Origin of the sequence: Paraburkholderia phenoliruptrix, assembly GCF_019511605.1 — a bacterium.
Lineage (GTDB): Bacteria > Pseudomonadota > Gammaproteobacteria > Burkholderiales > Burkholderiaceae > Paraburkholderia > Paraburkholderia phenoliruptrix_A.
In genome coordinates, this window is sequence record NZ_JAEUAV010000002.1 from 39,989 (window position 1) to 62,917 (window position 22,929).

The 22,929-nt window shown below is 61.7% G+C and carries 21 protein-coding genes; 10 read left to right on the top strand and 11 right to left on the bottom strand.

From position 1 onward, the window contains the following. Window positions 1-117: 117 nt before the first annotated feature. Together JNB89_RS03660 and JNB89_RS03665 are read right to left on the bottom strand one after the other, a co-directional pair. A complete protein-coding gene (locus JNB89_RS03660; RefSeq protein WP_220361302.1) occupies window positions 118-1,290 on the bottom strand; it encodes a porin in 1,173 nt (390 codons plus the stop codon). A gap of 407 nt (window positions 1,291-1,697) precedes the next feature. Further along, window positions 1,698-3,029 carry a YihY/virulence factor BrkB family protein gene (locus JNB89_RS03665; protein ID WP_220361303.1) on the bottom strand — a complete coding sequence of 444 codons (1,332 nt, stop codon included), beginning with the start codon at window positions 3,027-3,029 and terminating at the stop codon, window positions 1,698-1,700. A 199-nt stretch (window positions 3,030-3,228) separates the two neighbouring features. On the opposite strand from JNB89_RS03665, the gene JNB89_RS03670 reads away from it, so the two are divergent. Continuing rightward, window positions 3,229-3,768 carry a YbaK/EbsC family protein gene (locus tag JNB89_RS03670; RefSeq protein ID WP_013342672.1) on the top strand — a complete coding sequence of 180 codons (540 nt, stop codon included), beginning with the start codon at window positions 3,229-3,231 and terminating at the stop codon, window positions 3,766-3,768. 190 nt (window positions 3,769-3,958) lie between these two features. Here JNB89_RS03670 and JNB89_RS03675 read toward each other — a convergent pair whose 3' ends face one another. From JNB89_RS03675 to JNB89_RS03690, 4 genes are all read right to left on the bottom strand, one after another. After that, window positions 3,959-4,549, bottom strand: a complete 591-nt coding sequence (locus JNB89_RS03675; protein WP_220361304.1) for a BPSL1445 family SYLF domain-containing lipoprotein — start codon at window positions 4,547-4,549, stop codon at window positions 3,959-3,961. Between the two features lie 209 nt (window positions 4,550-4,758). Continuing rightward, window positions 4,759-6,147, bottom strand: a complete 1,389-nt coding sequence (locus JNB89_RS03680) for an FAD-binding oxidoreductase (protein WP_013342674.1) — start codon at window positions 6,145-6,147, stop codon at window positions 4,759-4,761. Window positions 6,148-6,513: 366 nt separating this feature from the next. After that, window positions 6,514-7,176: a ligase-associated DNA damage response endonuclease PdeM gene (gene pdeM / locus JNB89_RS03685; protein WP_220361305.1), complete on the bottom strand. Its 663-nt coding sequence runs from the start codon at window positions 7,174-7,176 to the stop codon at window positions 6,514-6,516. Then, window positions 7,173-9,872, bottom strand: a complete 2,700-nt coding sequence (locus JNB89_RS03690; RefSeq protein ID WP_220361306.1) for a ligase-associated DNA damage response DEXH box helicase — start codon at window positions 9,870-9,872, stop codon at window positions 7,173-7,175. Before JNB89_RS03690 ends, pdeM begins: the two co-directional genes overlap by 4 nt. A gap of 215 nt (window positions 9,873-10,087) precedes the next feature. On the opposite strand from JNB89_RS03690, the gene JNB89_RS03695 reads away from it, so the two are divergent. The 3 genes from JNB89_RS03695 (at window position 10,088) to JNB89_RS03705 (ending at window position 12,721) form a co-directional block, all read left to right on the top strand. Beyond that, a complete protein-coding gene (locus tag JNB89_RS03695) occupies window positions 10,088-10,942 on the top strand; it encodes a carbon-nitrogen hydrolase family protein (RefSeq protein ID WP_220361307.1) in 855 nt (284 codons plus the stop codon). Between the two features lie 136 nt (window positions 10,943-11,078). Then, a complete protein-coding gene (locus JNB89_RS03700) occupies window positions 11,079-11,429 on the top strand; it encodes an FKBP-type peptidyl-prolyl cis-trans isomerase (RefSeq protein ID WP_218741235.1) in 351 nt (116 codons plus the stop codon). 218 nt (window positions 11,430-11,647) lie between these two features. Further along, entirely contained in the window at window positions 11,648-12,721 is a 1,074-nt protein-coding gene (locus JNB89_RS03705; RefSeq protein WP_220361308.1) for a DUF6765 family protein, read from the top strand. Between the two features lie 146 nt (window positions 12,722-12,867). Here JNB89_RS03705 and JNB89_RS03710 read toward each other — a convergent pair whose 3' ends face one another. Then, window positions 12,868-13,176, bottom strand: coding sequence for a hypothetical protein (locus JNB89_RS03710; protein ID WP_135891275.1), 309 nt, complete (start codon window positions 13,174-13,176; stop codon window positions 12,868-12,870). A 249-nt stretch (window positions 13,177-13,425) separates the two neighbouring features. On the opposite strand from JNB89_RS03710, the gene JNB89_RS03715 reads away from it, so the two are divergent. From JNB89_RS03715 to JNB89_RS03725, 3 genes are all read left to right on the top strand, one after another. After that, window positions 13,426-13,764, top strand: coding sequence for a hypothetical protein (locus tag JNB89_RS03715; protein ID WP_135891276.1), 339 nt, complete (start codon window positions 13,426-13,428; stop codon window positions 13,762-13,764). A gap of 256 nt (window positions 13,765-14,020) precedes the next feature. Beyond that, window positions 14,021-14,881, top strand: a complete 861-nt coding sequence (locus tag JNB89_RS03720) for an H-NS family nucleoid-associated regulatory protein (RefSeq protein ID WP_220361636.1) — start codon at window positions 14,021-14,023, stop codon at window positions 14,879-14,881. Window positions 14,882-14,903: 22 nt separating this feature from the next. After that, the gene (locus tag JNB89_RS03725; protein WP_220361309.1) at window positions 14,904-15,389 is read left to right on the top strand and encodes a hypothetical protein; all 486 of its coding nucleotides are present in this window, start codon (window positions 14,904-14,906) and stop codon (window positions 15,387-15,389) included. Window positions 15,390-15,424: 35 nt separating this feature from the next. On the opposite strand, the gene JNB89_RS03730 is transcribed toward JNB89_RS03725, so the two are convergent. Genes JNB89_RS03730 through JNB89_RS03740 form a run of 3 tightly spaced genes read right to left on the bottom strand, consistent with a single transcriptional unit; the run spans window position 15,425 to window position 18,102 of the window. Further along, entirely contained in the window at window positions 15,425-15,994 is a 570-nt protein-coding gene (locus JNB89_RS03730) for a hypothetical protein (RefSeq protein WP_013342684.1), read from the bottom strand. Between the two features lie 42 nt (window positions 15,995-16,036). Beyond that, window positions 16,037-16,684, bottom strand: coding sequence for a response regulator (locus tag JNB89_RS03735; protein ID WP_220361310.1), 648 nt, complete (start codon window positions 16,682-16,684; stop codon window positions 16,037-16,039). Then, window positions 16,681-18,102 (bottom strand): cache domain-containing protein, encoded by a 1,422-nt coding sequence (locus tag JNB89_RS03740; protein WP_013342686.1) that lies wholly within the window; start codon window positions 18,100-18,102, stop codon window positions 16,681-16,683. Before JNB89_RS03740 ends, JNB89_RS03735 begins: the two co-directional genes overlap by 4 nt. A 343-nt stretch (window positions 18,103-18,445) precedes the next feature. On the opposite strand from JNB89_RS03740, the gene JNB89_RS03745 reads away from it, so the two are divergent. Both JNB89_RS03745 and mctP read left to right on the top strand, forming a co-directional pair. Continuing rightward, the gene (locus tag JNB89_RS03745) at window positions 18,446-18,643 is read left to right on the top strand and encodes a DUF3311 domain-containing protein (RefSeq protein WP_220361311.1); all 198 of its coding nucleotides are present in this window, start codon (window positions 18,446-18,448) and stop codon (window positions 18,641-18,643) included. Then, window positions 18,640-20,121 carry a monocarboxylate uptake permease MctP gene (gene mctP, locus JNB89_RS03750; protein ID WP_013342688.1) on the top strand — a complete coding sequence of 494 codons (1,482 nt, stop codon included), beginning with the start codon at window positions 18,640-18,642 and terminating at the stop codon, window positions 20,119-20,121. Before JNB89_RS03745 ends, mctP begins: the two co-directional genes overlap by 4 nt. A 100-nt stretch (window positions 20,122-20,221) precedes the next feature. Here the strand turns inward: mctP and JNB89_RS03755 are convergent, their stop codons facing one another. After that, window positions 20,222-21,172 carry a LysR family transcriptional regulator gene (locus tag JNB89_RS03755; protein WP_135891281.1) on the bottom strand — a complete coding sequence of 317 codons (951 nt, stop codon included), beginning with the start codon at window positions 21,170-21,172 and terminating at the stop codon, window positions 20,222-20,224. Between the two features lie 252 nt (window positions 21,173-21,424). Here JNB89_RS03755 and JNB89_RS03760 point away from each other — a divergent pair, with 252 nt between their 5' ends. Further along, window positions 21,425-22,852: a putative bifunctional diguanylate cyclase/phosphodiesterase gene (locus JNB89_RS03760; protein ID WP_220361312.1), complete on the top strand. Its 1,428-nt coding sequence runs from the start codon at window positions 21,425-21,427 to the stop codon at window positions 22,850-22,852. Window positions 22,853-22,929: the final 77 nt, after the last annotated feature.

Consider the following 22,929-nt stretch of genomic DNA (forward strand, 5'->3'; position numbering starts at 1 on the left):
GTACGCCGTTGCCGCAAGGTACGGCGGGCAAAAGCGACGGGCGAAAAAAAACAGCCACCGGCTTGCGCCCGTGGCTGTTTTCAAACTGCTTGAGCTTCAGCAGTTCGCCAAGTCCGATTAGAACTTGTGACGGATACCCAAGCTGACCACTTCTTGCGAGCTGGAAGCCGAGTTGTAGCTGTACGAACCGACTGCTGCGCCTGCGCTGACCAGTGCGCCGTTTGCAGCGCGCTGGTCGCCGCTTGCGTGCTGGTATGCGCCGACCAGGTAGATGTCCGTGCGCTTCGACAGGTTGTAGTCGCCGCCCAGGGAAACCTGGTGATACGTTGCGCTCGCGTCGCCGCTAGCCTTCGTGTACGTGTAGCCCACGCCAACCAGCAGTGCCGGCGTTGCCTGGTAGCCCAGGTACGCGCCTGCGACGTTGTACTTCTCGGTCGAACCGAAGCCCGACTGTGCGTCCGGCTTGTACTGTGCGTTGCTGTAACGTGCGTTAGCCGTGAACGGGCCTGCTACGTACTGAATAGCAACCGAAGCGATGCCGATCGACTTGGCAGCGGCGTACGCGCCGTTGATCTGGTTGTCGAACGTACCGTCAGACGTGCTGCTGCTGCCGAAGGCCGCACGGGTCGGGGCGGCCGTGTGCGGGTTCTCTGCGCGGAAGTAGCCGGCAGCAATGCTGAACGGACCCGTTGCATACGTTGCTGCGCCCGACCACGTCTGGCCTGCGCCCGTTTGGCCTGCGACGCCGCCGAATGCATACATGCCTTCGAACTGGAAGCCGCCCCACACCGGCGAGGTGTACTTGACGGCGTTGTTCGTACGCGACGAGTTGTCGTTGTTGTCCACGTCGCCCGGCGTCGTGAACGTCGAACCGAAGTAGTTGTCTGCCGTCAGCGGCTGGACCAGGTCGACGAGCGGGTCATACTGGCGACCCAACGTGACCGTACCCCACTGGTCGCCGGTCAAACCGACATATGCCTGACGACCGAACATGCGGCTGCCTTGGCCCAGACGGCCGTTGTTCGGATCAAAGCCGTTTTCCAACTGGAAAATCGCCTTCAGACCGCCGCCCAGATCTTCCGTGCCCTTCAAGCCCCAACGGCTGCCTTGCAGGTTGCCGGCGACCAGACCAACCTGGTTCTTGTTGGCGCCCGTTGCGTCGACGGTGTTGTGCGCGAACTGGATCGATTCATCGATCAAGCCGTACAAGGTCACGCTGCTTTGAGCGTGTGCGACGCCGGTAGCGCCCAGCAGCGCCAGCGAGAGGGTAGACAGTGCGATTCGTTTCATCCATTTCTCCACGCAGATGATTAGTTTACTTGTTGCGGAAGGGAGAATAGCTCACGCGTCAATCGGTAAGAACTGGAAAAAAAAGAGTGTCGCCAAAAACCTACATTCGCCGCTAAGCCTTGTATTTAAAGCGGATTGCCGATTGTTTCTGTTTTTGCAATATTGATTCGTTGCATTCGCATTATTGTTGTTTTGTTGATTGTAAACGTTTCAGCTTGCGCGTTTTCGGCATTTATTTGTAATGAATATGTAATGTAGTCGTCTAACCGGCGATGCGTCGGCTGCGTTGCGTTAGAGCAAGGCGATGAAGATTGGCCGATAAGCAGACTAGACATGCTTCGGCGATTGTGATCCACACGCACCAGGAAGGTGCGGTGCGATTGCAGTGTAAGTTAGTCCTCGTGTAATTAGTCCTGCGCGGTGTCGTGCGAGCGCGCGTGCCGCGCCATGCTCGCAGCCGCGAGGCCCGCGGCTGCGGCCAGCGCCACCGATTTCCACGGGTGCTTGCGCACATAGCGGTCCGCGGCCACTGCCTTGCGGCTCGCGCCGAGCAGCGTGAGCGCTGCCAGATGCGTCGCCTCGGCTTCCGCGGAGATTACCGAGCGCCCGACTTTGGCCGCCGTCGCCACGACGGACGCTTTTTTGCGTGCTTGCGTTCGCCGCAGCGCGAAGACGGACGAAGCGCCGCGCTTCTCCGTGGAAACGGCGCTGCCCGTGTCGGAAGCTTGCACGTGCCCGAACGGATGCACGTTGGGCTCGCCTGCATGCAATGCGGCACTCGCCGGAACCGTGGACGCCGCGAGCACCGACGCGAGTTTCGCGCGGCTTCCGGGCGGCGAATCCGCCTGCACGCCCCAACCGCCGCGCGGATCGTTGAGCCGGCCGCGCGCTGCCGAAAACTCCGCGCCGAGCAGCAACACGGCGGCCGAGAAGTACAGCCACATCAGCAGCACGGCGAGCGACCCCGCCGCGCCGAACGAACTCGCCATCCCGGCGTGCGCCAGGTAGAGCGCGAACAGTTTCTTGCCTGCTGAAAACAGCACGGCTGCGACCGCGCCCCCCACCAGCGCATCGCGCCACCGCACCTTCGCATCGGGGAGAAATTTGAGCAGCCCGGCAAATGCAAACGCAAGCACCAGCAAGCCGACGCCAAGCTGCAATAGATTGCCGATCACCACATAAGGCGAGTCGCCCCACAGCCACTTGCCGATAAACGTGATCACCGTGTCGAGCACGAGCGAAACGATCAGCAGAAAGGCGACGCCGAGTACGAGCCCGAACGAGATGAGCCGCACCCGCACGAGCGCGATCACGCTCGAGGTGCGCGGACCTGTGTACGGCCATACGACGTTCAACGCACTGTTGAGCGACGAGAACGTGGCCGACGCGCCGATCGCCAGCATCGTGAACGAGATGATGGCCGCAACGCCGCCTGCGCTGCCGCTGTGATGCGCGTTTTCGACAATGGTCTGCACGCCTGCCGCGGCCTGGTCGCCGAGCAGTCCGTGGATGTGGTCGAATAATTCGCCGCGCGCGGCTTCGGCGCCGAAGAACCAGCCGGCCACCGCGATCACCATGACGAGTGTCGGCGCGAGAGAAAAGGCAGCGTAGAACGCAATGCTGGCCGCCATCGCGGTGCAACGGTTTTCGGAGAACTGCTTGAGTGCTCCGATCGCCCAATTGGCCTGCGTGCGCGCCACGTGCTGGAGGTTCTCGGCGGAAAGCGTATCGATGTCCATGGTCGAAGTCTCGATGGGAATGGGCGCCGGTCGGCGTGCGCAGGCCGCTCGGCTGGCCAGACGCAGCCTTCGTGATGAGTCTTTCGCAAACCTTGTGCCTGTGACTATAACAAGCGTGCCACCGGCGCGCCCGTGCGGCGAGCCGTGCGGGCCGCTAGAATGCGATGGCCCTTTCTATCGTCTTCATCCAATAACAGCCATGCATTCGCACGAAGCCTTGAAACAGCTGGACGTGATTCCCCCTGAACAACTCGCCGCGTGTTTGCCGGCGCAAGTGCTCGCGCAGTTGCCGCAACAGGGCGTCACGGTTTTTTCCGTCGCCGACGACGCATCGGACACCGCCGCCTTCAGCGCGCGCTACGGCTTCGGTCTCGAGGACTGCGCGAATACTATCGTGGTGCGCTACAAGAAGGACGGTGCCGAGCACTACGCGGCGCTCGTGTCGCTTGGCTCTTTGCGGCTCGACATCAACGGCGCGGTCAAGGCGGCGCTCGGCGCGCAGCGCCTTTCGTTTGCGAAGCGCGAACAGGCGGTCGAGTTGAGCGCAATGGAGTTCGGCGGCATTACGGCATTCGGTTTGCCTGAAGATTGGCGCATTCTTGTCGATACGGCCGTGATGGAGCGCACGCAGATCGTGATGGGGGCCGGCATTCGCGCGGCCAAGCTGCTGCTGGCGCCGGACGTGTTGCGTCAGTGGCCGCGTTGCGAAGTCGCACAGATGACACTCGCGGCGCAATGAGCTGCGCAGTGTCTGTTGTGGTTACTTGCGCAGCGGTTGGCGCATTGACTCGCGCATCGGCTGGGAAGGCAGACGCAGCAGCGGATGCAGCGACGACCGCGGAAGCGAACGCGCCGCATTGAGCGCGCCCGCGAGCCAATCCACGCCACGCCACGCGGTCGGACAAGCCGCCGCGCGGCTTACACGAAGGTCAGATGATGAGGCGCGAGACCTTCGTGCCTTCCAGCGACACGCCGGCCATCAGCCCACCATTGGTCAGCACGAATGCCTCCACGGGGCTCGTTGCCGTCGACGTGTCGATTGCACCGTTCGCGCCGACCTTCAGCACGGCGACGGTCGCGTCGGCGCCCGCTGCCCAGCCCTGGCTATTGAGGAATTTGTCGAGTGCTTCCTGCGTCATGAACAGGAAAACAAGCGCCTTCGATTGCGCGCCGATCTGCAAGCCGAACGATCCTGCCACCGTGCTGTAGTAGCCGGTGATGCGACCGCCTACGCGCAGCGCGCCTTCGCCGTATTGGCCGCCCACCCAGAAGCCCGCCGAAATCACTGACGGGAACACCAGCACGCCGCGCGCTTTGGCCACGAGTTCGCGCGAGCCGCCGACATTGGCGTACAAACGCGAAAGCGTGGAGTCGACTCCCGCATTGATCGTGTCGCGCTTGTTGGCGTTGGCGGACGCCGATGCGCTCGAAGACGGGGACGTGGTGGTGCAACCTGCGAGGCCAAGGCCTGCCGTTGCGAAAGCCGCGCCGGCCGTCGTGATGAATTGTCGTCTGCGCATGATAGTTATCCTTTTACGTTATCGAGGCGGTTTTTCTTTATCGAATAAAGGTAATGCTGTGACGCCGGCCATAATGACCGAGGTCTATGATAAGGCAGCATTTGCCGTGCCTGACTCATGCCGGCCGCGCAGAGGCACATGAGCGCATGAGGCGAGGAGTGGGCGCGAGCCCGCGCGCCCACTCCTCGCTGTTCAAACTCGCATCACACTCACATGGACGGACGAATGTTCTGGTTGTGGCGAAACAGATTCTGCGGGTCGTAGCGCCCTTTCACCGCGACCAGCCGTTCGTAGTTCGGGCCATAAGCGTCGGCCACACGGCTCGCTTCTTCCTGCGTCATGAAATTGACGTACACACTGCCGAGCGAATATGGCGCTGCCGCGGCAAAGAATGCGCGAGCCCAGGCGATGCAACGTTCGTCGTCGGCAGGATCGTCCCAGCGACCGTGCACGTTCATCGCATATTGCGTATCGCGGCTCGAATAGGCAGTTGCATTGACGGGCACGCGCTGTGTCTGGGCGCCGATCTGCCCGAAGAAAATCTCGCACTGTGGCGAAGGCAGGTTTTCAATCGACTGAAGCAGCGCGTCGATCAGCCCATCGTCAATGCCGGCGAGGTTGTGCGACTTCCAGTAGTTGCGCGATCCTGGCGCGAGCAGCGGGTCGAATGCCTGTTGCCACATTACATAGGGCATTTCGCCCAGATGTTCGCCCACCGGCGTGCCGAATGTCTTCACTGGCGCGAGTGCCGCAGGACCGTTCGCGCTCGGCCCGGTGTAGCAGCTCGCGAAGATGACCACCGGCTGGCCGTGCACCTCGGCGGGCAGGAAGGGCAGGGGCGGCGCGAGCCGCAGAACCGCCCACACGCTCAGATCGTCGGGCATCTGCGTGGACGCCGCGCGATATTTGACGAGCGCCTCCCTTGCCTGAGCGAACGGAAAGACCACGAGTCCGCCGTACACCATCGGGCCCACCGGATGCAGCGCGAACTCGAACGAAGTCACCACGCCGAAGTTGCCGCCGCCGCCGCGAATCGCCCAGAACAGATCTTCATTCGATTCGGCGCTGGCGCGAAGCAGCTCGCCTTCGGCCGTCACCACGTCTGCTGAAATCAGATTGTCTACGGTCATGCCATATTTGCGGCTGAGCCACCCAAAGCCGCCGCCCAGCGTCAAACCCGCGACGCCGGTAGTCGAATTGATGCCGAGCGGCGTCGCGAGCCCGAAGGCCTGTGCTTCATGATCGAAATCGGCCAGCGTCGCGCCAGGCTCGACGTACGCGCGTCTCGCCACGGGATCGATACGCACCGATTTCATCCGCGAAAAGTCCATCACGAGGCCGTCTTCGCACAGTGCGCTGCCGGCAATGTTATGACCGCCGCCGCGCAGCGCGAGCGGCAGATTGTGAGCGCGCGCGAAGGCTACACCGCGACGCACGTCGGCGACACCAGCGCAGCGCAGAATCATCGCGGGACGGCAGTCGATCATCGCGTTCCAGATGCTGCGCGCTTCGTTGAAGCCGGCATCTTCGGGAAGCACGAGTTGTCCGCGTATGGCACTTTTCAGTTCGTCGATGGCGCTGCTCGACACTTGAGGCATGGCTTGTCTCCTGGAGGTTGTGAGGGGAGAGGCGCTCTGCGAGCACCGTTGAATAACCGAAGCAGACCGAAAGAAATTCGACAGGCTGATTCAGCGTCCAGTAAACGAAGCTGTTCAACGGAGTCAAACACACGTAAACCCGCGTACTGCTAGCCGTTTCCTGTGAGCCTTGCGGGGCGGGCTTCGGCGCGCGTCAGTTGCGCGATTCGCGGCGTTAGCGCGGCGAATGGTGCATGTGCTTGCGGAAAAGTTCGTGTGGGGAGTGTTGGTTGATGCGTAGATGCGCAAATGCGCAAATGCGCTGGGGCAGCAGCCGTGCCGCCAAAAGTATGGCGAAAGCGCTCTGCCCAGATGCTGTATATGGATCTAGCGCGGCACTTCAATGACCTTGTCGTGAGCCACGACAAAGACTCGTTCGTCGCTTTCGCGTCCGTCGTCGCGTGCACCGCCGGTAAAGCTGCCGAACGCGGGCAACACGCCATATTGCGGGCCGAAACGAAAGCACGGAACGCGGACCGAGTCGTTGCGCGTCGCGACGCGATAGACCGGGTGCAGATGACCGGCGAGTGCGTAGGCACCCTGAACCGTCTGCGGATGATGACATAGCGCCCACGGGCCAATCCGCCACGGCTCCTGCACGTAGTCGACGCGCAGGGTCGGCGGCAATGCGCCCGCATGCCGGTCATGATTGCCTTCCACGAGCACGGTCCGCAGACCCGCATGCCGGGCGCGCCAGACGTGCAACGCGTCGAGCGTTTCCTCCGCGTGTGCCTCGCGTGCATGCAGCAGATCGCCGAGAAAAACCAGCGTGGCGGGTTCGAACGTGGCGATCAGTATGTCCAGACGCATCAGGTTGTCGGCAGTGGAGCCGACCGGCACGGGCACGCCGCGCGCGCGAAATACCGCGTCCTTGCCGAAATGCGCATCGGCGACGAATAGGCAGCGCAGCGCGGGATCGAAAGCCGCGCGCAGGCTCGACAGCACAAGCGCGTGGCCCGCAATATCGACTGCCAACGAAACTGGCTTCATACGCGAGCCGCCTTCTCGAGTTCCGCGAGCATCCGCTCTACGCGATCTGCGAGCTTTTCAGTGCTGACTTTCTCGCGCAGACGGCCGACAATCAGCGGAAACCCAAACGGCGTCGGCTTTTTAGGGTGCGTGAGAACGAGGCGGCTGGCGTTCATCCGTTGCAGCGCGGTGCGAATGCGTTTGGCGTCGAGTTCTTGCAGCAGGACTTCCGTGTCGGCCTGGTCGAGCAGCAGATTGCCGCTGTCATGATTGCGGAATATTTCGTAGAAGAGGCCACTGGAAGCCTGGAGTTGCCGGGCGCTTTTCTGCTGCCCGGGGTGCCCCTGGAACACGAGTCCCGACACGCGCGCAATTTCGCGGAAGCGGCGCCGCGATAGCTCCGACGAATTCAGGCTTGCCAGTATGTCGTGATCCAGTTCCTCCTCGGAGAGCAAACCGCTCTCAAGCTTGTCAGCCCAGTCGAATGGTTGCGCGGACAACAACTCGAAGCCATAGTCGTTCATTGAAATAGAGAAAGTGCCAGGCTTGTCGCGCGCAATTCTCCATGCGAGCAATGCACCGAGACCGATATGCGCGGTGCGCCCCGCAAACGGATAACAGAAGAAGTGATGCCCTTCGCGCGATTTGAGTACTTCGGCGACCAGCACGCCGGGAGCGGGTAGCGCCGACCATTTCTGCTGCAATTCGAGCAGCGGTCGAACCGCGCGCATTTCGGGCTCGTCATAGATGCCGCCCGCGGCGCGCGCGAGCATGGTGAGCGTGGCGTCCGCCAATTCGGACGAGAGCGGCATGCGGCTTCCTGCCCATTGCGGCATCGCGCCGCGCGAGGACGTTGCGCGTTTGACCCAGGCGGTCATGTCCTGCACCCGGATCAGTTCGAGCGTGCGTCCGCCGAACGTAAAGATGTCGCCGGGTTTGAGTCGCGAGATGAACGACTCCTCGATTGCGCCTATGCGGCCGCCGGCAAGATACGCGACGTTCAGCGTGCCGTTGGCGACGATCGTGCCGACGTTGTTGCGATGCCGGCGCACGAGATCTTCGCGAGGCACGCGATACAGGCCGTCGCTTTCGCGCACCACGCGGTGATAGTCCGGATACGCGCGCAGCGCGGTGCCGCCGCCTTCAACGAAGGTCAATGCCCAGTCGAACTCACTCTGCGTCAGTTGCCGGTATGCGTAAGCGCTGCGCACTTCGTCGAACAGATCATGCGGCTCGAAGCCGCCGCCAATCGCTATGGTCACCAGATGCTGCACCAGAACATCGAAGGGTTTCTCAGGCGTTTCGCGGCCTTCTATCTGGCGCTTGTCGACCGCTTCGCGCGCGGCTGCCGCTTCGACGAGTTCGAGCGCGTGCGTGGGCACGATCGTCACGCGCGACGGCCGCCCGGGCGCGTGACCCGAGCGGCCCGCGCGCTGCATCAAACGTGCGACGCCTTTGGGCGAGCCAATCTGAAAGACCCGTTCTACAGGCAGAAAGTCGACGCCGAGGTCGAGACTCGATGTACACACAACGACTTTGAGCAGACCGTTTTTCAGGCCGCGCTCGACCCATTCGCGCACCTCCTGATCGAGCGAGCCGTGATGCAGCGCAATCGATCCGGCCCATTCGGGCCGCGCTTCGAGCAGAGCCTGATACCAGACTTCGCATTGCGAGCGTGTGTTGGTGAAGACGAGCGATGTGCGCGCCTCGCCGATTGCATCCGCCACTGCCTCGACCTGGCGCATGCCCATGTGACCGCCCCACGGAAAGCGTTCGATAGTGTCGGGAATGACCGTGTCGACGATCAATGCTTTCGGCAACTGACCGTGCACGCTCACGCGCGGTGTCCTGACGGGCGCGAGCAGCACGTCGGCGGCGAAAGGAAGATTGCCGAGCGTCGCCGACAAACCCCATACCTGCAAATCGGGCCGCCAATGCGCGAGCCGCGCGAGCGCCAACTGCGTTTGCGTGCCGCGCTTGTTGCCGAGCAGTTCATGCCATTCGTCGACGATGACCAGCCTCACGTGCGAGAGCACGTCCCGTGCGTCCGGCCGCGTGAGGATGAGCGACAGGCTCTCCGGCGTGGTAATCAGTGCGGACGGCATGCGCCGGTTTTGCCGCGCGCGTTCGGCCGTGGAGGTGTCGCCGGTTCGCAAGCCCACGGTCCAGGGCACGGCGAGTTCCGTGGCCGAGCTTTGCAATGCGCGGGCCGTGTCGGCTGCGAGCGCGCGCATTGGCGTAATCCAGAGCACGGTGAGCGGCTCGGGCTGCACGACAGCGGGCCGCTTGCGCGCGAGCGCGGAGCGGGGCGCAGGCGTGGACCGGGCGGTCGGCTCATTGCCGGCGATCTCGCCCGTGGCTCGCGTAAACGCTGCGAGCGCGCCGAACCACACCGCCCACGTTTTTCCCGCACCCGTGGTGGCATGCAACAGGCCGCTCGCGCCTCTTTCCATTTCGCGCCACACTTCGCGCTGAAAATCGAACGGTTGCCAGCGGCGTGTCTCGAACCACTCTTTGAGCTTCGCGGCGAACGGGCGGCGCGCCTCGTCCTGGTCGATCGAAAACGGCAGCGGTTCGAAACCCGGCTCACGAGCGTCGAGCCGCGCCTGCTGCTCCCGGCTGCGCGGAATGCGTCGCGGGCGCGGCGCGCGGCGCCGTTCTGGCGCGGCCGCCGGCAACGCAACGTCCGGGTCATCGGGGTCTAGCGGTTCGTTCATTGCAAGCGTTCGTTGGCATCGGGGTTCGCGCACGGCGACTAGTCACTGCATCTTCCCTATGGACCGCGTGCGCGAAGCGCGGGTTCACAAGAATTGCACTGACAGGTCGCAACGCGCCGTGTTCAAATGCCGGAGCTTTGCACCCGCCCTGGCTCGACGCCATCGGCTATCGCGTCGGCGCACGGCGTCGCGCTTCGATAGATAAAGGAGTTTACGTGGATAACAAGCTCTCGGCGTTGCCCCAAGTGCCCTTGCAGATCGCGGCCGCGCAGGCACAGCCGGTTTGCGGGGATACGGCGGCGAACATCGCCCGGGCGGTCGAATTGACCGCTATTGCGGCTGAGCGCGGCGCAAGACTGGTGGTTTTTCCCGAGAAATTCCTGAGCGGCTATGAGCCCGGCCTGATTTCCGGCGACCCTGCAAAATACGCGTTCGAAGCACTGGATGCTCGCCTCGATCCGCTTCGGGAGACATGCCGCCGGCACTCCATTGCAGCAGTCGTCGGCGCGGCCACGCATGGCGCGGACGGCCTGCGTATTTCTTCGCTGATATTCGACTGCCGCGGCGAAGACGGCGCGCCGTATCACAAGCAGTATCTATATAGAAGCGAAGCGCAGATCTACCGGCCAGGCACGCAAGGCTGCATGCTGGAACTCGACGGATGGCGGCTCGCGCTGGGCGTCTGCTACGACTCGGGCTTTCCCGAGCATGCACGAACGGCCGCAGTGAACGGTGCTCACGCCTATCTGGTCAGCGGACTTTTCAGCGTCAAGTCCGGCTATCACCAGTCGCGCATCTGGTTCCCCGCACGCGCGTTCGACAACACGCTGTATGTATTGCTGTCGAATCACGTCGGCACGACCGGCGGTTGGGACACCTGCGGCGCAAGCGCGATCTGGAGCCCCTATGGCGACGTGATCGCGCAGGCAAGCCGCGAGCGGGAGGAAGTGATTACCGCGCTGCTCGATCCAGCCGCTCTCGCCGAGGTCCGCGAACGCGAAACCGCACTCGCCGATTTTCTCGCGCGTGGCGAGGCCACGAGCACCGTCTCAGTGCTGCGGCTGAATTGACGGCGCGCATTGGGCGGTGCGCTTTGAGCGGCGCGCGTTGAGCGGTGCGCTAGAATGAGCTGTCCTACCCATCTGGAGACTGGTTTTGAAATCTATCGTTGCTCTGCTCGCCGCTACTGTACTTTCCTCGACGGCCATGGCTGCCGCTTCAACTACTGAGAAGCTGCCTTCGGGCGTGGTGGTCGAACATCTGGTGCAAGGCACTGGCGCGCAGCCGGCGGCCACGGATGTCGTCAAGGTCAACTATCGCGGCACGCTTGCCAACGGCACTGAATTCGACGCGTCCGCGAAACACGGCGGTCCGGCAACGTTTCCGCTGAACCGCGTGATTCCGTGCTGGACTCAGGGCGTGCAGACCATGAAAGTGGGCGGCAAGGCCAAACTGACCTGCCCGGCCGCCACCGCTTATGGCAGCCGTGGCGTGGGCACCATTCCGCCGAACAGCGACTTGACGTTTGAAGTCGAGCTGCTCGACATCGTGAAATAAGGCGCCGCCCACGTGCGCTGAAATGCAACCCCGCTACGAAGCAACGCAGCGGGGTTTTTTTATGACCGTGGCGTTTTCCGCCACCCAAATGGAAGATGGAATAGGACGGAAGAGCAGAGCGTACGGCAACCCACAACAACATCTTTTTCAACTCGCCGCGCACCCGCTCGTTTACCAATGCTGATGTTGTCATTCAACGTGCATGAGGAGCGTCTGCCATGAATATCGACTTCCATTACGGCGTGATCTACATTGTCGCGCGGGTGGCCGGAATGACAGAGCGTGAGGCGCTGACCGTCGCCCACGCGTGCCAGTATGTCGACGACGCGACGACGCCGGGCATCTTGCGGTTCCAGGGCGGCGAAACTTTCGAGCGCTTTGCCACAGCGCACAAGACCTTCGACTACGCGAATACCGAGAACGACCAGAACCGGCTCGTGTGGGCGCCGTTTCATTTTCTGCCCGCAGGAGAAGGCGCGACGCTCGAAGAAAAAGCCGTATGCCGGGCGGACAGCGCGGTTGCGCGCGAGGTCGTGCGGCGCGCCATCCGGCAGCGCGGCACAGACACCGGTTTGCACCGCCTCGGCGTGACGCTGCATACGTATGTGGATACGTGGGCGCACCAGGGGTTCGCCGGCATAGAAAGTCCAGGCAACCGGGTCCATTCTCTGGAGGCGCAAGACTGCACGCCCACGGGCTGGCTGGAGAACCTCACGCTCGCGATGCAGCACCTGATCCAGCACGTCGAGGAAGACGTGATCACTCTCGCACTACCCGTCGGTCATGGGGCCGCTTTGCATTATCCGGATCAGCCGTGGGCAAAGTGGCATTACATTGACGGCAGGAATATGTTCATACAGAGGCACAACCTGCCCGAATTCGTCGAGGCTGCCGAAATGGCGTGCCGCGCGGTGCGCGCTTACGTGGCCGGCCGCGAAGATTTCGAAAACGAAGAGGGAATGCCGGACAACGTAAAAGCGGCGCTCACCGAACTGCTCGACACGAACCGTATCATGGACGACAACGAGCGCTTGCGCGCGATCTGCGAGTTTGTGCGGGAAGGCGGCATTCCCGGTCTGAAAGAGACCATTGCCGACTATGTGCCCAAAGGAGTGGGCTCCTGGAAGTACAAAGCCACCGGGCTTCGCGCAGAAGACGATTCCGGCGAGAAACCTGTATGGACCGAGGCATTCGAGAAAAGCGATTACCGGCTTTTTCACGACGCGGTGAAACAGCACCGTTTCGTGACGACTCAGGAAGTTCTGCCGGCATATGGCCTGCGAATCGCATGACTTTTTGCGTGCGCAAGCCTCGCGCGTGGCCGGCCGGAACTGGCCACGATAACGGGCCGCCATTGGGCGGCTCCGTTATAGCCTGACTTTCAGTTGCAAGTACCCACCGGTCAGCGGTAAAAACCGCTAGCACTAGTTCAACTAGTTCAATATCCCCAGCGCCCATGCTCGCGCCATTGCTGTTCGCGCCAATGCTCGCGGCGCCATTCGCGCTCCCTCCATTCGCGCCGCTCGCGCCACGCGCCGCGGTCGTCGTAAGCCCGATAACCGCCATAAGCCACCGCGACCGGAGCCGGGCCATAGGCAACCGGAGGGGCAACATAGACGGGCGGCGGCGGTGCATACACGCCGACCGGAACGCCCACGCCGATGGCCAGGTTCACGTGTGCCGAAGCTAGCGACGATACCGCCAAAGCTGCCAGACCGAGTGCCGCGCCAACGATCTTCTTGTTCATTTCCCTTCTCCTTGCACTTGATGTGCGGTACCAAAGCTCTTTGTCCCGATGGACGTCTGAAGTGTAGGAGGGCACCTGCGACACAGGTGAAACAGCATTGCGAGATCGGTAACGCAGGATTACCGGCCAATGCGGCGTTAAAAAATGAACCCGAAAGCTTTGAATCTCCGAATGCTTGCCTATAGTAGAAGCGGCTATTGCCGCAATGCACAGTGGCCGCCTTTTCTCTACAGGTGACGGGGAACCGACATGACGCCATCGAATGCCGCGATCTATCAGGCCCAGACTTGCACGCCGGAGTCTTTACGAACGCTGGCGGTCTACCTGGAACTGGCGCTCGACATGGGTGCAAGCGTGGTTCTGATGAGAATCGGCGCACACGTGCGCAGCGTCTATGTTGGCGATCCGTCGCACGCTCTCGAAGATCTGCGCGACGAGGGCGTAATCGACTCCCGCCAGGCCGACGAGATTCTGGCGCTGACCCGCATAGGACTCAACCGGATAACCGCCGACGACCAGCAATACCGCTTCTTGCGCAGTGTCCGGTACATTGCCGATCGGCAGGTTGCGGTTTTTACGCCGACCTGAGCGGGCCTGCAACAATTGGAAATACACGAGAGAAGGCAAATAGCCTGAAAGAAGCGACGCGCAATACAGACGACATAAAGAAGCACCAGCAGAGAACGACGGCAGGTAAAAGGCGTCTATGCAAGGCATCAAAGAAAAAACTCGTACTCCAGCATGCGTTGTGCAAACGAACTGGCGTTTTTCCGGCCAATGGCCTATGCCTTTCTTTCGCTATTCATGGCATAGTTCGACCGCTTACCACATAAGGAGCAATCCAATGTCCACATTAGAACAGATCCAGGCAAAGCTTAAGAAGCTTCAGGCGCAAGCTGACGCCCTAATTGCAAGGAAAGCCCAAATCGCAATCGACCAGATTCGCGAATTGATGCTCAAGCATGGCCTGACCACCGCGGATATCGAAGCACGAGCAAAAGCGCGGCGCGCGGCCAATGGTGTGAACGGCCATGCAGGAGTCGGCAAGGCGAAGGTCGCGGCAGGCGGGCAGAAGCTAGCGAAGTATCGCGATCCGAAGACCGGCGCAACGTGGACAGGGCACGGCCGCGCGCCTGGCTGGATCGCAGCTGCGAAAGACCGTAACCTGTTTCTGATCGATGGCGCGAGCCAGTCCATGCCGTCTAGCAGCATTCTCGCCACGCGCGCGAAAGGCAAAGGCCAGCCGAAAGGCGCCCAGCCGCCGAAGTACCGTCACCCGACTACCGGCGCGACGTGGAGCGGACGTGGCCCGGCGCCTGCCTGGCTAGCATCGGTGAAAGATCGCAGCAAGTTTCTGATCGACGTGAGCGCGGCGTCATCCGCGGGCAAGGCCGGTAGCGTGAAATCTTCCGTTGCGAGTGGCGCGGTCAGCAAGAAAGCTGCCGTTAAAAAAGCGGTGGCGAAAAAGGCGAGGGCGGGCAAGCAAACTGTGGGAAGTGGAAAGGCCGCAGTAAAATCCGCTGCGAAGAAAGCGGTAGTGCGAAAGGTCAGCGCTAAAAAAGCCGCAACGAAGGCTGCAACCAAAGTTGCAACCAAGGCCGCAACTAAAGCCACAACTAAGGCGCCGGGCCGCAGAAAAGCCGCGGCTCCAGTACCTGCCACGAGCGCGGCAGCTCCGCTGGCCTCGACCGCGGCGAGCGCGTAATCGTACGGAAATTGCGAAGCACATGACGAGCGCGCTTGAATCATCCCGGCAGGAGGACCAGATTCTCCTGCTGGAGCCGGTTCCTCATCCGGCAGCCGACGCTGCCGAGCCATTCATTGTCGCGAGCGACCGCCGCGTGATTCTCGCTTATCCGATAGCGGAGTCCGACTTCGAGCGCTTCGGTCCATTTGATCCCGACGATGATCCCTTCTGTGCAGTGCTATTTCCCGACGCGGTATTTCACCGGCTCGGCCCGCCTGGGGAGCGCGATCTTCAGATTCATCCGCTGGCGTCGAACGGTCTGACGGCTTACTGCGCGCATGAAGTGATTCATTCCTCTCTCGTGGATGAACTCTCGACCGTGTCGTTGCCGGGGTTGGGCAAGCGACATTTCGTCATTACGTTCATGGAATCCACGTTCGAGTGTGTTGCGTCGGATTACACGGTGGTGGGCGTGTATGGCGCTGCCGAAATAGCGAGTCGCGAGGCATTTGCACTCGTACGGTAGTTCTGTTTGCTGTTGGACTCTATCTTTGCCGTGAGCTAGTTGCCCGGATCGACTACTGGCCGATCCGGGTTTTCACGCGTTTTATAAGGCAGTTGCGCGGCACGCGGCTGCGTTGTGGTGTCGTCGATCACGCGTTCCACGTCCGCGGTCTTCGCGAGTTCGCTGAGGAACGTCTGCTTGTCGAAGCCTGACGCAACGCAGCCTTGCACATAAATGAACCGGCGTTGCAGCGTTAGCCACAATGTCGACTGTTCGCGCCAGTGAGTCGCGGCATTGATATTGGCAAGACGACGCTGCACCGCTTCTGCAATTTCCTTATCGTACAAGTATGCGTTCGATAAGCGGCAACGGCCTTCAATCCAGCAACTGTTGCCGCGTTCAATGCGGTAATGGCTGTCGGCAAGCCATTCCTGTTCCGTTTCGAGCGGCCCCAAAGGAACCGGACAGTCGTCTATCGCTTTGGAAATCTGGAAGAACGGATCATGTCCACGATTAATCCGCTGTTCTTCGCCTTGTGCCGCAGACACGACGAAAGTCAGCGACAGACATAACCCTAAGGCGGCGCATTCCAGAGTACGTGCCTGAGCCCGCATGAAGCGTGTCATCGTGATTGTCTCCACTCACTGCGCAGCGAGACATGCTTTGCATTAGCGACTCGTGCGCCGGTTCTCAACCGCAAACTTGATGAGCTCGGCCTGACCTTCAATGTCGAGCTTTCGCTTCAGATTCAGGCGATGCGTTTCCACTGTACGCACTGACAGATCCGTGCGCTGCGCGATCTGCTTGCTGGACAAGCCGTCTGCTAGCGCATCAAGAATATCGCGTTCGCGTGGCGTAAGCCGTTCAAGCGGCGACTGCATCGCCGACGCCTGAATCAATCGTGCGCCGAGCCCGGCGCTGAAATACGTCTTGCCCTCGAGCACCGCGCTGATCGCCTGAATGATCTCGGTTGCCGGCGAGTCCTTCAACACGTAGCCGCTGGCGCCTGCGCGCACGGCCTGGGTGACGTATTGCAGGTTGTCGTGCATGGAAAGCATCAGCACGCGGATGGCGGGAAAGCGTTCATGGAACATGCCGGCTAGCGCAATGCCGTTCATTCCGTTCATACCGACGTCCATCAGCACCAGATGCGGTTCGTGACTTGCGGCGAGCGCGAGGGCCTCCTGCGCGTTACCTGCTTCGCCGACCACCTCGAGATTGCGCACGGCTTCGAGCCGCGCACGCAAGCCGTCGCGAACGAGCGGGTGGTCGTCGACCAGAATCAGGCGGGTGGTTGGATGTGATGTGTCGTTCATGAAGAGGTTTCCTGCAGACTCTGCCTATCGCCTTCCATTGCCGCAGCGCCGAGTGGCACGCGCGCGGTCACGAGCGTGTGGCCCGGCTGCGAACTGAGCGCCAGCGTGCCGCCAAGGGCTTCCACGCGCTCGCGCATATTCCGTAAGCCCACACCCGAACGGCGGCCGACAAACGCATGCGTGACGTCGAAACCGCGGCCATTATCGGCGATGCTGAGCGTGACCGCGTCGTTCGAAATTTCCAGCGCAAGCGCAGCATTGGACGCATGCGCGTGGCGCACGATGTTGGTCAACGCTTCCTGCGCGATACGGAACAACACCGTGTTTACCGCATCCGTCAACGAGGCGGCGTGCGTATGGGTGATCTGTGTAAAGCCGATCTCAATACCGGACTGTTCGCCGAGTTCGCGCGTGAGTTGCTCGATTGCGGCCGCCACGCCAAGGTCGTCGAGCATAGAGGGGCGCAGTGCATGAGAAATGCGCCGTATTTCACGCAGTGTATCGCCGAGCCGCGTGAGACTGGTCGACAGCGCGGCCTCGGCGGCGGGCACGCGCGTCTCGCTGCGCTCGAAGCGGGCGAGTGCCGATTCAAGCAGCAGTTTTACCGACACCATCATCTGACTGATGCCGTCGTGCAATTCACGCGAAAGCCGCGCGCGTTCGTTTTCTTGCGATTCGACGACCTGCTGGGCGAGCCGCTTGAGTTTAGCGTCCGCACTGCGATATTCGGTGATGTTGAGCACGAGCGCGCACAGCGCGATCGCAGCGAGCCCGGCGAGCGCAATGGTATCTATCCACATCATCGTGCGGTCTATATTTGTCGCTGCACGCTGGTCAATATCCGCGAGCGTGGTGTCCACGTCGTCCAGATAGATGCCCGTGCCGATCATCCAGCCCCAGCGTTGAAGCGGCACCACGTAGCCGAGTTTGGAAGCCATCTTGCCCGTCGACGGACGATGCCACAGATAGCGCACATAGCCGCCGCCTTGCGCGGCGGCGGCGAGCAGCTTCTGAATGGTCGGCACGCCTTCCGGATCACGCAGCTCGGACAGATCGCGCCCAACGAGATCCGGCTCGCGCGGATGCATCAGCGAGCGGCCGTGCGTGTCGTAGACGAAGAAATAGCCGTCCTTGCCGAAGTCCATCTTTTCCAGAATGCCGAGTGCGCGCGTGCGGCGCAGCGCGTCGTCGCGGGCGTTGTCCTGGTCTTCTTCGTACAACGGTGCGATCGCAGACGTCGCCAGCTCGACGTAATGCTTGAGCTCGATTTCCTTGCTGGCCATATAAGCGGCCTGGGTGGTCGCGTGCTGCGCTTGCGCGAGCGCCGTCGCTTCGCGGCGCACACCGATTTCGATGCTGGAAATAGCCGCGAGGAAGGGCACAATAGCCAGCAGAACAATCTTGGCTTTGAGTTTCATCGTTGAAAAGACCGCCACCCGGCTACGTAGTAATACGTAGTCCGCTTACGTAGTTGCGCGCTTGTAAGGACGCGTACGAAGGCGAATACTACATCCCCGCGGCGTATGGCGTCTCGCGGACGCCTTGGCCGCGCTGCCGGCGCAACCCGCTCCACCATTCGTATGACGATGTCGGGCGTGGTTCATGCTCTTTCTCATCGTGCGCCGGCAGTGGGCAAACAGCAGGTTCCGGTTCCGATAGCGTCGTTGTGTGGGTACTCCACGCAGATGCCCGCACCGGTTTTCCGCGCGCGGGACTACGAGTCCTGCAACGCGGCGTCAATAATAGATCTAGGAGAAGTACATGGAGACCTCCCCACCGGCCGGCCGGTCCTGGCGCTGGCTCATTCTTTTGCTCCCGTATATCGCGCTGTTGTGGCTGCCTTTCTATAACGACACGCGTCCGTCGTTCGCCGGTTTTCCGTTTTTCTACTGGTATCAGTTTCTGTGGGTGCCGTTGACCTCGCTGCTGATTTACGTCGTGTACCGAGGTGTCAAATGAGCGACCTGAATCCCGTCAATCCGGTGGCGATGACCGTCTTCATCGCGTTCTTTGCTCTTGTCACGGTCATCGGCTTCTTTGCCGCGCGCTGGAAACGCGGAGATTTGACGCAATTGCACGAGTGGGGCCTGGGCGGCCGGCAGTTCGGCACGATCATCTCCTGGTTCCTGGTCGGCGGCGACTTCTACACCGCATATACGGTGATCGCCGTGCCGGCACTGGTCTACTCTGTCGGTGCGTATGGCTTCTTTGCACTGCCGTACACGATCATTGTTTACCCGTTCGTGTTCGCAGTCATGCCGAAGCTGTGGAAAATCGCACATGCGAAACACCACATTACGGCCGCCGACTACGTGCATGGCGAGTATGGCGGCAAGTGGTTTCCGGCAGCGGTCGCGCTGACCGGCATCGTCGCGACCATGCCGTACATTGCGCTGCAACTGGTCGGCATGCAGGTGGTGATCAAGGGGCTCGGCGTTACCGGTGAATTGCCGCTGATCGTCGCCTTTGTGATTCTCGCGCTGTACACATACGCAAGCGGCTTGCGTGCGCCGGCGATGATCGCGTTCGTCAAGGACATCATGATCTACATCGTCGTGATTGCGGCGGTGTGGCTGATTCCGGCCAAGCTCGGCGGCTACGCGCACGTGTTCGACGCAGCGGATACGTACTTCAAGGCGAAGGGCGGCGCAACCGGCATTATCCTGAAGCCTGCGCAATTCACCGCATATGCATCGCTCGCGCTGGGTTCGGCGCTCGCCGCCTTCATGTACCCGCACACGATGACGGCGGTGCTGTCGTCGTCGTCGGCGAACACCGTGCGCAAGAACGCGATCTTCCTGCCGGCCTACACCCTGCTGCTGGGCTTGATTGCGTTGCTCGGCTACATGGCGATTGCGGCCGGCGTGCACGTGAAGTCTGCTTCGGACATAGTGCCGGCGCTCTTTAGCACACTGTTCCCGTCGTGGTTCGTCGGTTTTTCGGCGGCAGCCATTGCAATCAGCGCGCTGGTGCCGGCGGCAATCATGTCGATCGGCGCGGCCAACCTGTTCACGCGCAATCTGTGGCGTCCGCTGGTTTCGCCGAACATCACGCCTGAAGCCGAAGCGGCCAACGCGAAGATCGTCTCGCTCGTCGTGAAGTTCGGCGCGCTGCTGTTCATCGTGTTCCTGCCGACGCAATACGCAATCGACCTGCAACTGCTCGGCGGCGTGTGGATCTTGCAGATCTTCCCGGCGATCGTTTTCTCGCTGTACACGCGTCGCCTGAACACGCCTGGGCTCTTTAGCGGCTGGCTGGTCGGCATCGTGCTCGGCACTTCGCTTGCGGTGTCTCAAGGGCTCAAGCCGGTGTTCGCACTGCATCTCGGCGATGCGGTATATCCGGTCTACATTGGCCTGATCGCTCTCGTAGCGAACGTCGTGGTGGCGTTTGTCGTCTCTGCCGTGTCGCCGCGGCGAGTGACTGTGACCGCCTGATCGTCCAGTCCTGATTCAGCGTTACCAACGCCGCGAGCCTTACGCTCGCGGCGTTTTTCATTTGCAGCAGCATGTGCCCGCGCCCGACCGGGCCCATGCGTCACACCAGTACTTCCACGGATTGCATGGCCCGGCGAATGTCCGGGCTGCGGTCCCATGATTCGTCGCGAATCGTTTCTAGCAGGCAATCGATAAAGCATCGCGACGCAGCATCGGCAGGCTCGCCGGTGCGCATGATGATGCCGACTGTGGAGTCCTCCAGTTCTTCCCGTAGCGGGATCGCGCACAAACCGTCGCGCGCCGCGCACAGCTCGACGAGCGGCCATGGAAAAATGCTCACCATGTCCGTGCGCTTGAGGAGCGCGAGCGCTACCGTGAGCGAATGCAGAAAGTGGATGCTGCGCGGCACGGGCAAGCCATAGCGGGCGAACATCTGATAGGACGCCTGCCCTTCCGTTTCAGGATCGAGCGCAACCAGCCAGTCGTCGTCGAGCAAGTCCGCGAGAGAGCGCGATTCGGCACGCGGATGGCCGCGGCGAGCCACGATCGCGCGGCTGGTGGCGAAGAGCGGCTGATAGTTGAAGTCGCAAGTAGTTGCGCCAGGCGCTTGCCGCCCCACGTAAATGTCCAGACTGCCGTCGCGCAGACGCGGTGTTGCGATGGCGAGCAGCCCCTCGAACAATTCCAGCTGGATTGCAGGCATTCTGGCGCGAAAACGCTCCACGGCTTCGGGCAGAAACGTCAACGCGACCCATGCGGTCACGGCAATGGAAAGACGCCCACTCGGTTCGCCGCGCATCGCGTCCATGGCCTGATGTGCGCGCGTCATCTGCGCGGCGACGAGCCGCGCATGTGCAAGCAGTGTCTGCCCGCACGCCGTGAGCGTCACGCCCGACGAAGTGCGTACGACCAGCTGCATGCGCACGGTTTCTTCAAGCTGCTGGATGTTTTGCGTGACGGCAGCGGGCGAAGAAGCCAGCGCGCGAGCGGCGCCTCTGACGCTGCCCGCGTCTGCAATCGCGATCAGTACGCGCAGTTGATGGATCTTCATAAGTGTGGTCCGGCGGTTTGTGGCATGAGGCGAAGCGTTCGCCGTTGCTTTACGCGTTCACCAGCGCGGCCCGTTCTCAAGTGGCCTATGCCGGCATATCGTGGAGGCACGGCTGCAACGTCGGAGTACTTGTTTTCCCTAGCATGACGAAGTCATTTGCAACGTAGTCCTTGATGTTTTTTATAAGGTATGTGAGTACATAAAGCGGTCTGTCGGTAATTAATGTGTAAGGCTTAGCATAGGAGTGTAACGATGACTGAGCAAGTCCCCGCGCTATCGGCAAGTCGTTCCGATCTCAGAGTGCATCCCGCCTGGACGGACTCTGCATTCGCAGCAGCAACTGCGCGAACGCACGCGCATTGTCACCCTGCGCACGGCTCGTTTATCGATTCGCTCACCGGCGTCTATAACCGCGCTTACGTGACAGGACGAGCCCAGCAGTGGCTACGATCTGCGCGCGCCGCGCATGTCGCGATGATTGTGGTCAACCTGGACTGCTTCAGCAGGATCAACGACATGGCCGACTATGATCTTGGCGACCGCCTGTTGCGCAGCGTCGCGCAGCGGCTTGCAGGCCGCGTGGCGGCGAACGATCTGCTTGCACGCATCGGCGGTGATGAGTTTGTGATTGTTACAGACGGTGACCGCGACGTGCCGACGCTGCCGGCGTATGCGCGTCAGATACTCGGGCTGTTCGCCGAGCCATTTGTGATTGCGGGCCGCGCGTACCGCGTGAGCGCGTCGGGCGGCGTAGCGCTCGGCGCCGTCCATTCGCGCGACGCCGCTGTGCTGATGCGCGATGCGGGCGCCGCGATGCGTCGCGCGAAAACGCAGGGCCCCGGTAGCTTGCGGTTTTTCACCGGCGACATGCACGAAGCGGCGCAGCGCCGCTTTGCGATTGAGGAACGGCTGCGCGGTGCGCTTGACGCGGGTGAATTCAGGCTGGCCTATCAGCCAGTCGTGAATGCCGCCGCCCGCGAAACCGTAGGAGTCGAGGCATTGTTGCGCTGGACGAGCAGCGAGCTTGGCGACGTATCACCGGCCGAATTCGTTCCCATTGCTGAACAGGCGGGCTTGATGGAAAGCATCGGCGGCTGGGTCCTCGCGCAGGCGTGCGCGCAGGTTGCTGACTGGCGCTGGAACATTGCGCCGGACGTCACTGTTTCCATCAATATCTCGCCGGTTCAGTTCAACGAACACCTCGTGCAACATGTCGCTGAGTGCCTCGCGAACACGGGGCTAGAACCGTCCGCTTTGCAACTGGAGATTACCGAAGGCATGCTGATGCCCGACGACCCGACTATAGGCGCGACCATATCCGCGTTGACCAGGATGGGCGTGAGGCTCGCAATCGACGACTTCGGCACCGGTTATGCGTCCATGTCGTACCTGAAGCGCTTTTCGCCGCACGGCCTGAAGATCGACCGCTCGTTTGTGGCGGGTTTGCCGCACGACAAGGACTGCGCGGCAATTGCACACGCGCTGGTGAGAATGGCCCACGCATGCGCAATATCCGTCACAGCGGAAGGCGTGGAGACCGAGGAGCAGGCGTCGTTGCTGCGCGAGATGGGTTGCGATTTTCTGCAGGGCTTTCTGTTCGGCCGCCCAGGCAGCGCTGCCGAGTGCAGCGGCAAACTGTCCCGCGCCAGCCGCTTCGCAACACGGCGTGAGCAGCGTTAGTCGGGCGGTGAAGCAGGTGGAATGTTCGGCCACTGCTTCTAGAATGATTTCATCAAGAAGACAAGCTTGAGCACCGC